Here is an 18371-nt window from a genome sequence, read left to right as displayed (position 1 = left end):
GCCATAAGCGGATCATTATGTAAAATTGTCTCCATATTTCCAGCTCCCTACTTTCGGTAATGGAAATTCCATACTATAAGTATAAAGAAAAAAGCGTAGAAAATACTACGCTTTATGATACTTTTGCTGATTTATTTTTAAGAAATTTCGGTTGCTTACGAAGTAAAAATTTTGTTTTTGCCATTGAAAATACTAATAATGCCATCCAAATAAAGAAAAAGGCTGTCGTATGAGCCGACGTAAAATGCTCATGGAAAATAAAGACACCTAAAATTAGATTGATGGTCGGTGAAATATATTGTAAAAAACCGATCATATAGAGTGGAATGAGCTGTGCTCCTTTTGCAAAATAAAAAAGTGGCAATGCCGTAACAACCCCCGCTCCCATTAATAGTAACGTTGAAGTGATCGAAATAGAACCAAATGAACCAAAACCATGCTCACCAATCATAATCAAGTAAATAACCGCAAGGGGCGTCACAATCATTGTTTCCATTGTAAGACCTATCATTGCATCATAATTCAGTAATTTCTTGGTCAACCCATATAATCCAAATGTAAACGCCAGTGAAAGGGCAATCCATGGAATCGAACCGTATCGAAACGTTAAAACAATAACACCTATTCCCGCTAAACCAACTGCAACATATTGCCAAAAGTTAAGTTTTTCTTTCAAAACAACAGTACCAAGTAAAATACTCACAAGAGGATTAATATAATAGCCAAGACTCGCTTCAATTATATGATTCTGATTCACAGCCCATATGTACACAAACCAATTTCCACTAATTAAAATGGAGGCGATTGTTAACGAGATTAATAATTTAGGTCGTTTAAAAAGGCTCACAAGCTCGCTAAGAAATTGCCTTAATCGCTTTGAGACCCCCAAAATCAGCAGCATAAAAACAAATGCCCAAACTATACGATGTGCTAATATTTCTTCTGCAGGAACTTCCCCTACCCATTTCCAGTAAACAGGAAGAACCCCCCACATCATATAAGCACCAGCCGCATATAAAACCCCTTTCTTTTCCAGTGCTTTTTGACTCTCCATCTTCCCTTTTCTCCTCTTCTCTTTTTCTATTCATTATACGTTGTCACAGAGCTACTTTACCAATATTACTCTTATAACTTTTTCGACATTCCTCGTACCTATATACAAATTGAAAAACCGAAATAAAACCTTTCTTTTTAGGTGGGAGAGAGCATCCAGCCATACATAGAAGTGGTCAGACTCTCTTCCTGCCCCAGGCAAAGTTAAAACAAAAAGAGAAAACAAGTAGCGGTCACCTTTTGTTCTTCATAGTAGCAACTTATATGTTGGAAAATCAGAATGGATATATATATAGATTCCTTTCCTTATATGAAGCAAAATAAACCTAGTGTAATTACAACAAGTACTGGTATACCAAAAACAAATTTACCTTTATGTGTTTTATGATGGAATACATACATACCAATCCATGCACCAACTGCTCCTCCAGCTGCTGCTGCTAAAAACAAAGTACTTTCTGGTGTTCTCCATTTCTTCTTTTTTGCTTTTTGTTTATCCAATCCCATAAGACTAAATGCTATAGCATTAATAATAAAATAAATCCATTTCATTTCTTTCTCTCCCTAAAAAAATTCCCTTTATTGTAACATGAATGACCATGCAGGCTAACCTGCATGGTCATTCATGCTTCTGTTTCTTGTTCTTCTTGTTCTGTATTTTCATCCATAAATCGTTGCTCTTTTATTTCCATTGAAATCATCGCATGGTAAATCTCCGGATATAATCCAAATATTTGATACACACTTCCTAAAAATGGCACCTGGAACCCCTCTTTTCATAAATAGCATTTCCATACTTAAGGTTCCCTATCTTTCCCCTACACATTCGTTTTTGTATCTTGTTCTTCATCTTGAACATGTAATAAGTGCTGCCATTTTTTATAAGGCGCACTATTTGGATCAACATACCCTTTCGCATACGAACGGTCCCATAGTTGTTTTACAAACATCTCTGCCTCTTTCTTCGCAACCATTTCTGCTCCTGTACCATAATAGTTTTGAAAATACAGACCAATCTCATCCATAAGTAAACGCAATAATTCATCTGATGTTTCYTCTARCGTYGGRTCATAYTTTGCCTCACGGTCATACATTAAAATSATATCTAAAATATTATGAACGTGCTCTTTTCTAAGCCATCTCACATCCTGAGCCCCTAATACAAAGGCCTGTGTATACAAATGTCCGCCTTGGAGCATTGCTTTTTCCTGCTCTTCTTCAAAACGGGACAAAATATTTTCATAAATAAACGGATTATGAAGTAATGCTCGATGTAATTTATAGCTTTCACTTGAAATGTTTTTCCCCATTGACTGAATTAAAAAGCTTCGCCCTACACCATTATATTGATATACAAATTGACCATCGACAGCGACAAGACTAATCCACCGGTACATATATGCATAAAGAAGAGCACGATTACATTTATCATAATCTAGCTTCGTTTGCGTTGCATTTAAATCGGGCATGAAGGCTGGTAAGTGCCAATATTTATCTAAATGTGGTGTTAAATTAGATTTTTTAATATTCAATTTATTCACACGACGATAATAAGACTGAAAATAATCTCCTTTATCATTCATAAAACCATTTGCAAGATGTCCCGATGAAAGTTTAGGAAAATCTTGTAATGATAATCCATAATGAGCTCGGTAACAAATTACTTCAAATGGTGAAAATGCTTCATTCACTGTATCTTTTTCTTGAAACATTTCTTGCAATAGTTCTTCCTGTAGTTCCTGTTTTAGTGATGGATGTATACCCCAATATTGTAACTCTCGATGATGGGCTACCTTCGGGATAAATGGGCTTGCTAGATGGAAGAGATCTTCAATTTTTTCTCTCACATATTCATTACGATCACGCTTTTTAAAATCAGCTTCTTTTCGCAATGCTTCAATAATATTGAGTTCTAATTTGTCACGATATCGGACTTGGAGCTCGTTATAACAATACGTTAAAATATGCTCCCGATAAAAATCCTCTACTTTCTTCGATTGACTTTCCTCTGCTTGTGCATTGCGGCAATATTCCGCATACAAGCTCATATACATCTCTGCTGATATATCCTTTGGAAGCACACCTAAGTTTAAATGCTGCTGCATATCTTCCCATATTTTTTCTTGTAGCTTTTCATCTGCTAACACATATACATTCGTCGGATTTGTTTTCCCTTCAAATTCTTTGCTGCGTTTTTGAATTTCAAACAGCAAATTTTCACGTGTTTCTTGTAAATTATCAAAGAATCTTTCCCAATGTTGGATCATTTTATTTACTGCCTGATATAGCGATTGATAAACGAGTTCCAGTAGCATTTCTTTGCGATATTCATTTAACTTATGCACGTATTGCGTCACTATATCTTCAAATTCTTTTCGGAACATACGCTGCTGATTATAAAACATTTTGCCAAACCAACCTTGTTGCTGTGCAAGTTCAACACGTCGCACAGCTGTTACTGTACCATCAATATTGCTCACATTAAATTTCTTATCATAGTTTTGAATTAGATTACGCTTCTGTTCATTGCTCTCATGTAATCGATTCATTTTCTCTACTAATTGCTTTCGAATCTCATACAGCATGAAACGAGCAGCCACTGGATGAACAGCTTCTGTTTTCTTTAAAAACCATGTATTTAGTTGATATGACTGCCCCTCTGATCCACTAGGCGTATAGCGGTCTGATTCTATCATGTCATATAAAAGTGTCGTCACATGCTCATGCACACGGCTCGGTATCGCATAGGCATACAACCTGACAGCGTGATCAACTCTTGCTACTTCGCCCTTCATTTGTTCCATCATTTTAAGCTTCGCAGCAGATATTTTGCACTCATGCTGTAATCTGTTTAACTCTTCATCTTTTTGTACTGTACGCTGCACGTAACTTTCGACCGCTTCTAAAAATAATTTTGATTTCGCGACGCCTACCTTACCACCTTCTGCACCTTCGCGTGTTTCATTGTACATTTGTCTATAGAAAATATGTGCTTGTTCTGGGCGAGTGGCAAGATGCTCTAAATCTTCTAAATAACTCTTTCCCCGCTCTGGCTTCTCACGCTGCATACCACGACGAACATCTTGTTCATAYCGCTGTTTTTTCTCTTGAAACAATTGATCTAAATGTAGCCAGGATTCATCTAATCCTTGCACAGCCCATTTCAAGGCACAATATTTTAAAACATGCTCATATGGATAAATAAGCTTTGCAGTTCCAGCACCACAATAACGTGCTTTTCCGTTCGATTCCGCCAACTGCTGAATTTGATTATCCTCTTGTGCAAAATGACTTGTGGACATCGGACTAAATAACTGTAAATAAATCGTATTTGTCATTTGTTCCATGTAATCTGATAGATTGTGTAAATGATGACCATGTAAATTTTCATAATCATATAAGAAACAATAATTATATGGTAAATGATGCTCTTTAATTGTATGATTCGTTCTTCCGTCTTCATCCACTTGATCTGGACGATACTCTAGTTCAATTGTTACACCCCCCCGCTTTGATAATTMACCCGTTGAGCCAAGTGTAATTGCATGAAGTTCTTTTAATGACGCGTAACCATTTGCCTGAACAGTTTCAAATTCTTTCGCACTAACGGTGCGCGTCTTAACAAGTGCATCTGGCATTAAAAACGCACCGCGAATTAAAATGTTATGATGTTGCAATTTCTTGCGAAGCATTTCACGTAGGTACAACGCAATTTGTAAGAACATACCCGAGCCAGTGCCACCAGCTAATGATGTAACGATAATAACTCGAACACCATACTCTGTTTGATCACTTGTGACAGGAAAAATCTTTTCGATTTCTTGCCAAAAAGCAGTCAATTTATCTTCTTTCATCGCTGCCCGAAGAGCTAAGCGTGAAATCACACGCAGTTGACCAGCTCCTTCAGTTAACGGCTTATCCAGAATAGTAGGGTCCATTGGAAACCATTCCGGGATCGTTGGATCCCCTGCAATATATTCTCGCGGCGTTTTACTAGAGCTCGTTTGTGTCTTGAACTTACGAATATGCTCAAATTTACTTAATGTATTCACATCTGTATCAAAGACATGCATCGCTACCTTTTTACGTCGTTCCTCTGGCAATTTCTCATATATTTGGTGTGTAACGGTACTCCCGATTCCACCTAAGCCAATTAAAATTGTTGGAACTTGTAATGTCATGTGAACCACCTTCCTATTTGAACTTCCTATTATTCACATTCATATCGATAAATTTCTTTTCCATACCCACGATCAATTAGTAAAATCTCGTTCGGATATAATGTCTTATGCTCATTTCCGGCCTCTTCCTCTGTTATAAACATACCGTCAATAATCATACCAATCACTTGTGATTCCTTTGCTACAAATATAGACTTCGAACCTTTTTTCGCTATAAAAGTTACTGATTGTACCGTCTTTCGTTCTGCTCGAAATGGAATGCCAAAATAATGTTTCCACCACTTGTTTCTTAGTAATTCTGGTTCAGATTGATAGAGCCAATCTTTTGCTACTTCTTGATCCCATTCATAGTACAACATTGCTTTACGATGAAACCTTGGTCGGACAATCCATCCTAAAACAAGAATCGCAAAAAGCAAAAGCAGTAACCCAATCGGTATTACAAATTGAAAAATTAGCGCATAACGTTCCCAAAATGGTGCATTTTGAATATAAAACGAAATCGTTTTCTTCACTTCTTGTAACTTTGAATCGTTTATAGTGATGGTAGCTTCTATGGTGCCGGTATCTGTAAAATTGAATGTATCGGAGTAGTAAGGACGAGGATACACATAAATTTGATTTTCATGTTGCCGCAATTCGTAGTTAATCGATTGATGAGATGTGACACCAGTAGATTGCAGTAGCTTTTTTACCTCCACTTCTGTCATTGGTTCACCATTCAGTAATGGCTGCAGGACAAGTGGTTTACTCTTTTCTAAATTCGTTACCTTTTCTTCATAATCTTTCGTAATGACCTGTAAAGATAATTTTGCCTTTGGCATCGGATCAATTCGGAATTCTCTCGTTTGCCTGTAAAACCCTTTTATATTCATATGAACTTTCCCACGTACAAATTGGTTTTTAATTTGTAATTCATAGTAAAACACATGCCTTTTATCATCCCATTTCATCGGATACAGCTTTCCATCTAGTTCTACTTCTGCTTGGAAATAAGAAGATTGTATTGGTAAATCCGTCGGTTTCGCTTCAATCACTGCTTTCGTTCCCTCATACATTTTCTCGACGTTTTTTTTCGCTTTATCCTCTTTATCATAAGTAGCAATGGTATAATCAAGTGCTGGTTCAACAAGTACTTTCGATCCTTCTTTCACAATATCTCTATCAATTTCTAACGTGTATGTCCCTGGTTTAATCACTTCATGATTCGTAGCACCAATATGAGTAATACCACCATATAAATTTGATTCTCCTGGTGCATGAATCGAAAAGGACGATTGTACTGCTAATGGTTTGGCAAGTTGGTCTATCCGATATCGCGATGTATTAGAAGATTGTTGTACGAGCGTCATTCGCTTTAATGGGAATGGTGTAGTAATCTCTAATTTGTTACCAGATATAGTCGTTTTCACGACAGATTCAACAGAAGAAAACGGATCTCGATTCGCAACCAAGGCAGCAGCTTGATTTACACTTTGAATGACTCCATCTTCTCCACTCGTTGGCATAACGATACCATTTATTTCTTGCTTCCAAATTTCTTTAAACGTATTCATCTGTTGTTGCTCTTGCTGTCCTAAGTTTTCTTCCATTGTTATTAAAACTGGATGCAATGATATTTTTTTCGCTTCCATTTCTTTTTTAAACTGTTCCAGTTTCTGCGTGATTTGTTCTTTACCGCCGGTCTTTTCTTTTTCTAATTCATTAAATGCCCCGTCAGTTAATACAATAAGCCAAAATTCACGTTTTCCATTTATGTCCGCTTCCTTTTTAATAGATTGCATCGCGGTCTCTACTGCGCTAAACGGCGTATTTAAATAATTCTTCCACGCTCCAATTTGATCAATTTCTGTTTGTCTTTTTTCATTTGTTAGTGTGATATTTAACGCTTCAGTAGGACGACTCATTGGAACATATGAAAATCTATCTTTTTCATCTAATAATGCAACTAAACTTTGCAAAGCATAGTTGGCATATTTCCAGCGATCGTTATTTCTCATGCTGCCAGAATCATCATATACAAGTGAAACGACCCTTTCTTTTGCCTCCTCTCCTTTTGCAAAAGTTGAAAAAGGATTCAAACACAATAATAGAAAAAAGATGAATGTGGCACAAATTCGAATCTTCATGATGAGGCTTCGCCACCTTTGTAGACAAATTCCTATGTTTAAATTTATGAAAAGAAACAAGATATATGACTTGTATTTTGGGATATGTAGATCATTATAATGTCATTATGTAAACTAAATTACTGGAATGATAACCTCCTTTTCAGTAACGATCTTGTTTTGAAAGCGAATTAATCAAAACAGACTCTTCATACAAAAAATCCCTATAAAAAAGTTTGATTTTCTCTTCTATTAAAAATAACTTTTCACCTTTGAATACGGTGTTTTTTCTAAATATCCCCTACTTCCACTTGTCATTTTTGCTATGCATAAAGCTTTCTAAATAGCCTCTTCTATCACTTCTACAGTCATCGTAAACAGATATGAAACTTCCTTACCATCTTCACGTAAAAAAGAATATTGTAAAGTTTCTGTAGCAATGGTATGAGGAATACGATGCGCTGTTGAAAAAGCAATCACAATATCCCCTCTCCTTAAAGTGTGAATTTCCTTACATTTTTCCATACAAATAAAAACACGCCTATAACAGCGTGTTTTATTGTTTCACATATACTTCAACAATAGGATTGTCTTTACGATCCGCATACAAACGAATATTCTCTTCGCTTGTATGATAAATACTTGCTAATAACATAACAGTTAATAAATTAGGAATTTTCCCATCACTCCCAAGTTTTCGTTCAAGTTCTTCTTTATATTCAAAATCTAAATCTCCTTGTATATATGTATACACTTCAAACCCATCCTTTAAATCACAAACGACTTGGTCAATAATATCTGCTCCTACTTGCTTTTCCATTTCACTACGAAGGGCATTCGTAAATTCATTCCAAGGAACTTCATATGTTTGAAATTGATCTTTAGGTTCCATACTTCCCACTCCTTTTTCATACACTTTCACCATATATTCCCCCTTTCTCGTAACAATTATGAAACTTAGGTCAATCGTACAAGCCGCACTTGTCCCGATGACATATCGTATTACTGTATATGGAAGGAGGCAAGAACATGCATTGTCAAAAATGTTACAATACTTGTCATCGTTATTTTGGTAAAGTTGTACGTATTGAAGATGTAGATGGTTATGTTCATATCGGTAAGATTGTTGATGTGACAAATGATTCTGTTTGGATTGAACCCTATAGATCATCTTTTGATACAGGATTTGGTTACCATGATGCATATGCAGGTGGTGGCTGTGATTTTTGTGGTGGTTTAGGTCAATGTAACCATTGTGGCTGTGGCTTTGATGGAGGCTTTGGTTTTGATGGAGGCTGTGGCTTTGATGGAGGCTGTAGAGGAGGATTTTGCGGAAGTGGTGCCGTTGAATTAGGTTTCGGATTTATTTTTGGTATTGCTTTAGCTGCATTATTTTTCATCTAATATACAAAGAAGTCGACTATATTTTTTAGTCAACTCCTTTTCAAAAATAATGAAATACAGTTATCCTATCATACGCGAATAAAGTGAAACTTTAATCAGCCCCCATCAATCAGGCCTTTACGGGTAAGGTAGGTTATCTCTCACCTAACTTCTGTGCTTTTGCTAAATTTTGAGGTGAGAATATTACTGCCCACAAATAGTAGGATAAATGAAGCAGATTTTTTAATCTGCTTTTTATTTTTCACAAATAAATACACGGTGCCCTAAAATATGTTGATACATTTGCAATACCTGTTCGTGCTGCACCCATGCATCGTACAATTCAGCCGGAATAAAATGTGACAGGTTCCATTCTGGCTGTTCCATTTGTCCTGCAATCGTTTCGGCAATCGTTCCTCCACCTACAATCGTTATCCTTTTAAAGTTTGTCGTTTGAAATAAATCAATCCATTCCTTTTCTGTGTGTAACTCCTTTATTCCGTAAAATTGTAGTATTTTCTCCTCTTCTTCTTTTGTTAAGTGCTTCTCAATTATCATTTCAATGACAACAAGTTTCCCGTTCTTTTGCAAGACACGATAACATTCAGGAATCAACTGTTCTTTGTTTGTAAAAGCAAGTACAGATTCACCTAATACAAGATCAAACTTCTCATTTAAAAACGGCAACTGTTCAGCAGTTCCTTTAATCAGTTCAATGGATAATTGTTCTTGTGACCATCTATTTTTTGCTTTTTGAATCATAATTTCATTATTTTCAACTGCTGTGACGTTATAACCATATTGTTTTTTCATATAAGCTGCTGTACGCCCTGTTCCGCATCCTATTTCAAGCACATTTGCTTCACGGTATAATGGTAACTGTGCCAATAACTGTTTTGTTAGCGTAAAACCACCAGGATGTGCGCTTCCAATTCCGTAATAAGCTAAAAAGTCAATGTATACATTCCGTTTCATAAGATTCTCCTTCTTTTTTCTAGAATACCTATATGCATAAACGTAATGTACTGTGCAAAAATAACGTACTATTTTCTCAAAGTAGCTCCCACATTACTCATAAAAAAAGCATTTCCAAGGTAAAGTAATTACCATTGGAAATGCTTTTTTTATTACTTGCTATCTTTCTCTGTTACATATGCCCACTTAAAGCTATACTCTGGGCTGATATTGTGTTTTACAATTCCTTTTACATTTGGTTGTAATACATAAGATCTACCTGATTGGAATAACGGCACTAGCGCTACATCTTCTTCAAGCAACAGTTTTTCAGCCTTCCCTAATTCTTCCCAGCGTTTCTTCGCATCTGCCATTAATTCTTTCTTCCCTTTATTAATTATTTCATCATATTTTGGATTTGAATAACTCATTTGGTTTTGAGAATTTGTTGATTCAAACATGTCTAAATATGTCATTGGATCTGCATAGTCTGGGTTCCAACCACCATATGAGAAATCATAATCTTGCTCAGATTCTAATTTTAATTTTTGTTTAAATGGCTGCATTTTAATGTTAACTGTTACACCTTTTAAATTTTTCTCAATTTGATCTTTTACATACTCACCAACTTTTTTTGCATTACTCGTATCATAGTTTAGGAATTCAAGTGTCACTTGATCTTTACCAAGCTCTTTCTTCGCTGCTTCCCAAGCCGCCGCTGCTTTTTTAGAATCTTGTTTTAAACCGTTTTTAAACGTTTCTTGAAAATCTTTACCGTCCGGTCCATTCGCTAATCCTTTTGGAACTAAGAAATCGGCAGGTTTGGAACCATCATTTAAAATTACATTTGCTAAATCCTTTTTGTTAATTGACAACGCAATTGCTTCACGTAATTTTTGGCTCTTTAGTGGTGTATCTTGACCAGCACGCTTTTGATTCAAGCGTAAGTAGAATGTACTTGGTTCCAGATATGTTCCAAATTCATCTTTCTTCGATTTATATTTATCAACAAACTCCCCAGTTAATAAAGAAAAGTCAATTTGACCACTATCATATAGATTCACACGAGTAGCTGCGTCTTTTACAACACTATAGTTAATTTCTTCTAGTTTCACATTCTTTTTATCCCAATAATTATCGTTTTTCTTTAACTTCCAACCCTCTTCATGCTTCCAGTCAGTTAGAACAAACGGCCCATTGTAAACTACCATATCAGATTCTAAACCGTATTTATCTCCTTTTTCTTTTACGAACTTTTCATTTAGTGGGTAATACGATACAAATGCCGTTAAGTTCAAGAAATATGGAACTGCGCTTTCCAGCTCAACTTCAAGTGTATAATCATCTACTGCTTTTGCACCTAAAGTAGATACTTCTGCTTTTCCTTTGTTAATTGCTTCTGCATTTTTAATATAATAAGCAATAAATGCGTATTCAGCAGCTGTCTTTGGATCTACTAACCGTTGCCATGCAAATACGAAATCTTTTGCTGTTACAGGATCTCCATTAGACCATTTTGCATCTTTACGAAGTTTAAATGTATACTTTTTTCCATCCTCACTTTTCGTACTTGATTCTGCCACAGCTGGGATTGGCTTATTATCTTTATCAAGGCGATATAACCCTTCCATTGTATTGCCTAAAATTTGTGACCCAAGAGTATCTGTATTTTTAGAAGTATCCATCGTTGGAATTTCGTTTGTTTCTGTACGATTTAGTACTTGTTTTGCTGCATATTTAATATCAGATTTCTTCTCTTCACCACTATTAGACGTTGTATTTGTCTTCTTATCCCCACCTGACCCCGAGCATGCCGATAACGCCATACTTACTGCTAAAACCGGTGCCACAACCGCTGTTAGTTTCTTGATCTTTTTCTTTTTCATTTGTGTACCCTCCCTAAATTATATGTACGATGCTACATTTGAGAGATTTTCTAATACTTATAATATTATCAGAAAATTCTTATTAATTAATATTCTACTATTTTTTTCGAGTTTGTAAAGTTATTTTTAAAAATTCCGAAAATAGTTTTTCTATAATAATGATTTACTTTTTAATAGCACAATTACAAGATTCTCCCCATCTACTATATGAGCACTAAAGCTTTCTTATTCATCTCTATTTTTTCGAATTATATATAACCTCCTTTCTCTCTATAAAGTGAAACTTTAATCAGTGTGGGTTTTCTTCATCCCCCACCTTCACTAACTTTTGTGGTAAGGGGTCTTATTGCCCTTTAATCCCTCACTGCCATTCTTAATCAATTTGAGATTATATTATCTTAAAAATTCATAAATACTACTTTTATTGTAGTATTTATGAATTTTTATCCTTTTAGCAATAAGACAAATTATAAACAAGATTCTTCCCATGAAAAAGCACCTCCAAAAGTAGTTGGCCTACTTCCGGAGGCGTTTTTCTAATTCCATATTATTTTCCGCCTTTTTCCTCTACATACGCCCACTTGAAGCTGTACTCTGGGCTGATATTATGTTTTACAATTCCTTTTACATTTGGTTTCATTACATACGCATTGCCTCTTTGATATAAAGGAATCATTGCTACGTCTTCTTCAAGCAATAATTTCTCTGCTTTTCCTAACACTTCCCAACGTTTTTTCGCATCAGACATTAATTCATTTCCTGCTTGTTTAACCATTTCATCATATTTTGGATTTGAATAGCTCATTTGGTTGTAAGAACTCTTTGTTTCAAACATATCGATAAATGTCATTGGATCTGCGTAGTCTGGACTCCATCCAGCATAAGAGATTTCATAGTCTTGTGCTGTCTCTAGTTTTAATTTTTGTTTAAACGGCTGAATTTTCGTATTAATCGTTACACCTTTTAAATTTTTCTCAATTTGGTCTTTTATATAATCAGCAACTTTTTTCGCTGTTCCATCATCATAACTTAACAATTCAATTGCCACTTGGTCTTTACCAAGCTCTTTTTTCGCTTCTTCCCATGCTGCAGCTGCTTTTTTTGTATCTTGTTTCAAACCATTTTTAAATGATTCTGTGAAGTCCTTATCGTCCGGTCCACTTGCAAGTCCTTTTGGTACTAATTGATCCGTTGGTTTGGATCCATTGTTTAAGATAACATTCGCTAAACCTTTTTTATCAATTGATAACGCAATTGCTTCACGTAATTTTTTACTTTTCAGCGGTGTATCTTGACCACCACGTTTTTCATTCAAACGTAAGAAGAAAGTGCTTGATTCTGCATACTCACCATATTCATCTCTCTTCGGTTTATATTTATCAACAAACTCTCCTGATAATAATGTAAAGTCAATTGCGTCAGTATCATATAAGTTCACTTTTGTAGCTACGTCTTTTACAACACTATAGTTTATTTCTTCAAGTTTCACAGTCTTTTTATCCCAATAATTATCGTTTTTCTTCAACTTCCAACCTTGCTCATGCTTCCATTCAGACATTACGAATGGTCCATTATATAAAACGGTATCCGCCTCTAAACCGAATTTATCTCCTTTTTCTTTCACAAACTTTTCATTTAACGGGTAATACGATGGGAATGCTGTTAAATTTAAGAAGTATGGAACTGGTTTTTCTAATTCCACTTCAAGGGTATAATCATCAACCGCTTTAGCACCTAATGTAGATATGTCTGCTTCTCCTTTATTAATTGCTTCTGCATTTTTAATATAGTAAGCAATAAACGCATATTCAGAAGCTGTGTTTTTATCAAGTAAGCGCTGCCATGCAAACACGAAATCTTTCGCTGTTACWGGATCWCCATTTGACCATTTTGCATCTTTACGAAGCTTAAATGTATATTTTTTACCATCCTCACTTTTCGTGCTAGATTCAGCTGCAGCTGGGATTGGTTTATTATCTTTATCAAGGCGATATAACCCTTCCATCGTATTCCCTAAAATTTGCGAACCAAGTGTATCTGTTGATTTTGAAGTATCCATTGTTGGAATCTCCTGATTTTCTGTACGATTTAATACTTGTTTTGCTGCATATTTAATATCAGATTTTTTCTCTTCACCACTATTAGACGTTGTACTTGTCTTCTTATCCCCACCTGATCCCGAGCATGCCGATAATGCCATACTCATTGCTAAAACTGGTGCTACAACCGCTGTTAACTTCTTCAACTTTTTCTTTTTCATTGTGTCCCCCCCTAATTATATGTACGATGATACCCTCGATAGATTTCTGATATATTAGCATTATCAGAAAATTCTTATTAGTTAATATTCTACTATTTTTTTATGTTTTGTAAAGTTATTTTTTTAAATCTCGAAAATATTTTCTACTATAATGATGGTATATTTTAGTCACACTACTTTACAAAATCTCTCCATTCACTATATGACAGCAATATCCTTCTTATCATTTATTTAAATTAATATGAAATTATTCATATTTAAATTTTGTATCAAACATCACCTCTAATATCTGAAGTCTCTTTAAACAAGATTCATTACATAGAAAAAAGCACCTCTAAAAGTAGATGTCCTACTTTTAGAAATGCTTTTCTATCTTTCTATTACTTTCCGTCTTTTTCAGTTACATAAGCCCACTTGAAGCTGTATTCTGGACTGATGTTATGTTTTACAACACCTTTTACGTTTGGTTTCATTACATACGATTTAGCACTTTGGTATAACGGTACAAGCGCTACATCTTCTTCAAGCAACAGTTTTTCTGCCTTTCCTAACTCTTCCCAACGTTTCTTCGCATCTGCCATTAACTCTGTTTTTCCTTTTTTGATGATTTCATCATATTTTGGATTTGAGTAACCCATTTGGTTTTGAGAATTTGTTGATTCAAACATATCTAAATATGTCATTGGATCCGCATAGTCTGGGTTCCAACCACCATATGAGAAATCATAATCTTGMTCWGATTCTAATTTTARTTTTTGYTTAAATGGYTGCAKTTTAATATTWACTGTTACACCTTTTAAGTTTTTCTCAATTTGGTCTTTTACATATTCTCCAACTTTTTTCGCATTACTTGTATCATAGTTCAAGAAYTCAAGTGTCACTTGATCTTTACCAAGCTCTTTCTTCGCTTCTTCCCAAGCTGTCGCTGCTTTTTTAGTGTCATTTTTCAGGCCAGTTTTAAACGTTTCTTGGAAATCTTTACCGTCTGGTCCGTTCGCTAATCCTTTTGGCACTAAGTAATCAGCAGGTTTAGAACCATCATTTAAGATTACATTCACTAAATCTTTTTTATTAATTGACAACGCAATTGCTTCACGTAATTTTTTGCTCTTTAGTGGTGTATCTTGGCCAGCACGTTTTTGATTTAAACGTAAGTAGAACGTACTTGGTTCTGAATATACTCCATATTCTTCTTTTTTATTTCTATATTTGTCAACAAACTCTCCAGCTAATAAAGTAAAGTCAATTTGGCCACTATCATATAAATTTACACGAGTTGCCATATCCTTTACAACACTATAGTTAACTTCGTCTAACTTCACACTCTTTTTGTCCCAGTAATTATCATTTTTCTTCAGCTTCCAGCCTTCTTCATGCTTCCAATCAGTTAGAACAAACGGTCCATTATAAACTACAGTGTCCGATTCTAAACCGAATTTATCTCCTTTTTCTTTTACAAACTTTTCATTTAGTGGATAGTACGATGGGAATGCCGTTAAGTTTAAGAAGTATGGAACTGCGCTTTCTAGTTCAACTTCGAGTGTGTAATCATCTATCGCTTTTGCACCTAGTGTAGACACTTCCGCTTTTCCTTTGTTAATTGCTTCTGCATTTTTAATATAATAAGCAATAAATGAGTACTCTGCAGCTGTCTTTGGATCTAACAAACGTTGCCATGCAAATACGAAATCTTTTGCTGTTACTGGGTCACCGTTTGACCATTTTGCGTCTTTACGAAGTTTAAATGTATATTTTTTGCCATCCTCACTTTTCGTGCTTGATTCAGCTGCAGCTGGGATTGGCTTATTATCTTTATCAAGACGATATAACCCTTCCATTGTATTCCCTAGAATTTGTGATCCAAGAGTATCTGTACTTTTGGAAGTATCCATCGTTGGAATTTCGTTTGTTTCTGTACGATTCAGTACTTGCTTTGCCGCTAATTTAGCATCCGATTTGCTATCACTTCCGCTTGAATTCGTACTTGTTTTTTTGTCTCCACCTGTAGAACATGCTGTTAATGCCATACTCATTGCTAAAACTGGTGCTACGACTGCTGTTAGTTTTTTCATCTTTTTCTTTTTCACTTTTTGTACCCTCCCTAATTTCCTGTACGTTTCTAGATTAAGAAATTTCTGATAATTCTGTTTTTCTTTATATTCTTATCAAAAGATTCCTATTAACTATTATTCTACTAATTTTTTGTTTTTTGTAAAGTATTATTATTAAAAATTTTGTAAAAATTATTTTATTGCAGTAATATTCATAAACATTCTATCACGTTGATATAGAGTTTTCTTGTATTACTATATGCATTTGATTTTTCTTCTATTTATTCCAATTGTAAAGAAAACTCTTCTGAATTATTCTTAATAAATAATATATAATTCTGGTAAATCCTTTCTTGACAAAATAAAAAAAGTCAGCTTTACTGACCTTTTTATCCGGCTATTTTTTCTTTTTGCATACCTATTAGCATCTGTTTATCTTTCCCCTCGTTAAATTCATTTTCGCTTTTCGCAACAACTACAGTTGCAATACCATTACCAATTAAAGCGCGCGTTTCTGACAGAAAACGATCTCCCCCTAATAGAAGAGCTAATCCTTCTAACGGAATAACATGCATCGCTGATAAAGTTGATGCCAATACATAAAGCCCTCTCCAGTTACAGCGTCTTCCCCTTTTGAAGTAACTAACAAAATAGCTATTATTGTTAATTGTTGACCAAGCGAAAGATCGACGTAAAAACCTTCACTGTATCATTCAAACAAAAAAGCAGATATTTATAATGATCTGCTTTACTAAAAAATATTTTATATTATGTTTTTCATATACTTTAACTCTCCCCATCTTCTTTTTTAATTTGCTGTTCACTTAATCCAAGATGTACTCGAAGTATATTACTAAGTTCTCTCAAACTCTTTGTATCTGGATTATAATAATAGACTCGTTCACCTTTCGGCCCATTCGGTAAATACAAATCATCTCCAGCTAATTGAATTTTCTCAATTGAAGCATTTAATCCATATTTATAAAACGACAGCATATCAGCCAAAGCTAAGTTTGTCTTAAACTCACCATCTACAGCATCAATCATCTTTCCTATTTTCGTAACAGATCCTGCACTTTTTAATTTTGTTAAGATCGCTTCAATGACAAGCTGCTGACGCTGTCCTCTCATAGCATCACTATCGATATGACGTGTTCTTGCAAGAGCAAGTGCTTGTTCACCAGTTAATGTTTGCATTCCTTTTTTCAAATGAATAGCCTCCGGTTCATCTTTACTATTTTGTTCAGAAAACTCAATTGGAACATCTATTTCAATACCACCCAAATCATCAACAATTTTTATAAATGAATTAAAATTGAATTTCACAAAATAATCAACTGGTACATGTAATAATTTTTCTACCGCTTCAACAGACGCTTGCGGTCCTCCATCCTTTCCGTTCTTTACAAAGCCTCTACCATATGCATGTGTTATTTTATCCTTTTTCTTTTCGATTGGAACATATGTATACGTATCACGTGGTATGCTTATTAACTTGACTGTCTTATCATCCTTATTAAAAGTAGCTAGTAATAATGCATCTGTATGAAATGCACCATTATATTCTTTTTGACGCTCTTGATTTTCATCAATGCCCATAATTAAAAGAGAAACATTATTTGTTATTGGCTTTACAACTTCCTCACGCAAATCAGATTTCTCACCACGTGCTAGACTGAGAGAAGCTTTTTGTACCGCATTTGAAGTTTTATTATACAGATACGCACCATATCCTATTCCAACAGCTAACAACACCCCTGCAAATATCCCTATTACTTTTCTTTTTTTATATTTTTTCTTATTCTTTTTTTCACGTGAAGGTAAATTCTTCTCCATATTAGTTCCCCCCATATTTATTATTCTATACGAATTAAAAACTATCAAAATAACAAGATCATTATTTATTCAATACATTTTTCAATTTTTCGTATGAAGAAACATCTTTTTGAAATACGTTTTCATCAATCCCTTTGTTTATTTGTATCTTTTCCGTAGTAATAGAATACTGGATCATTCCATTATGAAAACTAAGAAAATTCAACATAATCCCCGTATTTTTTTCTACAATCATTTCGAATTTTCCTCGTAAGTCTTCAGATGTACTTAAAGGCATCTCTATGTTTATAACACCCTCTATTTTATAACAGTCTAATCCAAGATACTTTATTTCTTTAAAATTCCAATCTTTATATCGAATTAACAAATTTGCAAACTCCGATTGAATACTATATTTTGCTAGTCCGACATATTCATCATCATACCGCTTTTTCTCTCCCACTTTATTAAATGCTCTTTCAGTAGGTGTTAGTTTTAGTAACTCTATATTTCTAGGTTCTGACTTCCATCTCACTTCTTTATATGTATAATCTTTATCATTAAACTCTTGTTTTTTCCCTTGGTTATATAAAACTGTCATTTTTTTTGACTGACGATCCTCTTTAGAAGAAATCCCTCTCTGATTCCTTGTATCAATTGCGTACTTATAAGTAGTAATT

At 34.6% G+C, this 18371-nt stretch carries 12 protein-coding genes and 3 pseudogenes; 1 reads left to right on the top strand and 14 read right to left on the bottom strand.

Annotated features, from left to right (window positions below):
* Positions 1–112: 112 nt before the first annotated feature.
* The 7 genes and pseudogenes from rarD to AC1DIT_RS21245 all read right to left on the bottom strand — a co-directional run bounded on the left by rarD (position 113) and on the right by AC1DIT_RS21245 (position 8234).
* Positions 113–1054 (bottom strand): EamA family transporter RarD, encoded by a 942-nt coding sequence (gene rarD, locus AC1DIT_RS21275; protein ID WP_016115684.1) that lies wholly within the window; start codon positions 1052–1054, stop codon positions 113–115.
* Between the two features lie 305 nt (positions 1055–1359).
* A complete protein-coding gene (locus tag AC1DIT_RS21270) occupies positions 1360–1605 on the bottom strand; it encodes a DUF1294 domain-containing protein (protein ID WP_016115685.1) in 246 nt (81 codons plus the stop codon).
* Positions 1606–1676: 71 nt separating this feature from the next.
* Positions 1677–1814, bottom strand: a complete 138-nt coding sequence (locus AC1DIT_RS21265) for a hypothetical protein (protein ID WP_016115686.1) — start codon at positions 1812–1814, stop codon at positions 1677–1679.
* Between the two features lie 57 nt (positions 1815–1871).
* On the bottom strand, positions 1872–5234 hold the full coding sequence (locus AC1DIT_RS21260; protein ID WP_476998388.1) for a tubulin-like doman-containing protein: 3363 nt from the start codon (positions 5232–5234) through the stop codon (positions 1872–1874).
* A 29-nt stretch (positions 5235–5263) separates the two neighbouring features.
* Positions 5264–7363, bottom strand: a complete 2100-nt coding sequence (locus AC1DIT_RS21255; RefSeq protein WP_016115688.1) for a vWA domain-containing protein — start codon at positions 7361–7363, stop codon at positions 5264–5266.
* A 318-nt stretch (positions 7364–7681) separates the two neighbouring features.
* A pseudogene (locus AC1DIT_RS21250) lies at positions 7682–7885 on the bottom strand (P1 family peptidase); the annotation flags it as partial.
* A 13-nt stretch (positions 7886–7898) separates the two neighbouring features.
* Positions 7899–8234, bottom strand: coding sequence for a hypothetical protein (locus AC1DIT_RS21245; RefSeq protein WP_033671409.1), 336 nt, complete (start codon positions 8232–8234; stop codon positions 7899–7901).
* A gap of 137 nt (positions 8235–8371) precedes the next feature.
* On the opposite strand from AC1DIT_RS21245, the gene AC1DIT_RS21240 reads away from it, so the two are divergent.
* On the top strand, positions 8372–8746 hold the full coding sequence (locus AC1DIT_RS21240; protein ID WP_016133195.1) for a hypothetical protein: 375 nt from the start codon (positions 8372–8374) through the stop codon (positions 8744–8746).
* Positions 8747–8980: 234 nt separating this feature from the next.
* Here AC1DIT_RS21240 and AC1DIT_RS21235 read toward each other — a convergent pair whose 3' ends face one another.
* The 7 genes and pseudogenes from AC1DIT_RS21235 to AC1DIT_RS21205 form a co-directional block, all read right to left on the bottom strand.
* A complete protein-coding gene (locus AC1DIT_RS21235; protein ID WP_016115692.1) occupies positions 8981–9700 on the bottom strand; it encodes a class I SAM-dependent methyltransferase in 720 nt (239 codons plus the stop codon).
* Between the two features lie 152 nt (positions 9701–9852).
* Positions 9853–11565, bottom strand: coding sequence for a peptide ABC transporter substrate-binding protein (locus AC1DIT_RS21230; protein ID WP_016131785.1), 1713 nt, complete (start codon positions 11563–11565; stop codon positions 9853–9855).
* Positions 11566–12112: 547 nt separating this feature from the next.
* Positions 12113–13825 (bottom strand): peptide ABC transporter substrate-binding protein, encoded by a 1713-nt coding sequence (locus AC1DIT_RS21225; protein ID WP_016131786.1) that lies wholly within the window; start codon positions 13823–13825, stop codon positions 12113–12115.
* A 380-nt stretch (positions 13826–14205) separates the two neighbouring features.
* Positions 14206–15912: a peptide ABC transporter substrate-binding protein gene (locus tag AC1DIT_RS21220; protein ID WP_476998387.1), complete on the bottom strand. Its 1707-nt coding sequence runs from the start codon at positions 15910–15912 to the stop codon at positions 14206–14208.
* A gap of 353 nt (positions 15913–16265) precedes the next feature.
* Positions 16266–16573: pseudogene (locus tag AC1DIT_RS21215) on the bottom strand (cation:dicarboxylate symporter family transporter); the annotation flags it as partial.
* Positions 16574–16662: 89 nt separating this feature from the next.
* Positions 16663–17712: an LCP family protein gene (locus AC1DIT_RS21210; RefSeq protein WP_016115697.1), complete on the bottom strand. Its 1050-nt coding sequence runs from the start codon at positions 17710–17712 to the stop codon at positions 16663–16665.
* A 61-nt stretch (positions 17713–17773) separates the two neighbouring features.
* A pseudogene (locus AC1DIT_RS21205) lies at positions 17774–18371 on the bottom strand (anti-sigma factor); the annotation flags it as partial.

The sequence above is a fragment of the Bacillus sp. 05T22 genome, from assembly GCF_056396765.1.
The sequence above is the reverse complement of the archived record's forward strand: the minus strand, read 5'-3'. Positions and strand labels throughout refer to the sequence as shown.

Excerpts from the sequence above, each read along its gene's own strand:
- rarD (WP_016115684.1), bottom strand. The coding sequence starts at position 1,054 with ATGGAGAGTCAAAAAGCACTGGAAAAGAAAGGGGTTTTATATGCGGCT.
- AC1DIT_RS21270 (WP_016115685.1), bottom strand. The coding sequence starts at position 1,605 with ATGAAATGGATTTATTTTATTATTAATGCTATAGCATTTAGTCTTATG.
- AC1DIT_RS21255 (WP_016115688.1), bottom strand. The coding sequence starts at position 7,363 with ATGAAGATTCGAATTTGTGCCACATTCATCTTTTTTCTATTATTGTGT.
- AC1DIT_RS21245 (WP_033671409.1), bottom strand. The coding sequence starts at position 8,234 with ATGGAACCTAAAGATCAATTTCAAACATATGAAGTTCCTTGGAATGAA.
- AC1DIT_RS21240 (WP_016133195.1), top strand. The coding sequence starts at position 8,372 with ATGCATTGTCAAAAATGTTACAATACTTGTCATCGTTATTTTGGTAAA.
- AC1DIT_RS21235 (WP_016115692.1), bottom strand. The coding sequence starts at position 9,700 with ATGAAACGGAATGTATACATTGACTTTTTAGCTTATTACGGAATTGGA.
- AC1DIT_RS21230 (WP_016131785.1), bottom strand. The coding sequence starts at position 11,565 with ATGAAAAAGAAAAAGATCAAGAAACTAACAGCGGTTGTGGCACCGGTT.
- AC1DIT_RS21210 (WP_016115697.1), bottom strand. The coding sequence starts at position 17,712 with ATGGAGAAGAATTTACCTTCACGTGAAAAAAAGAATAAGAAAAAATAT.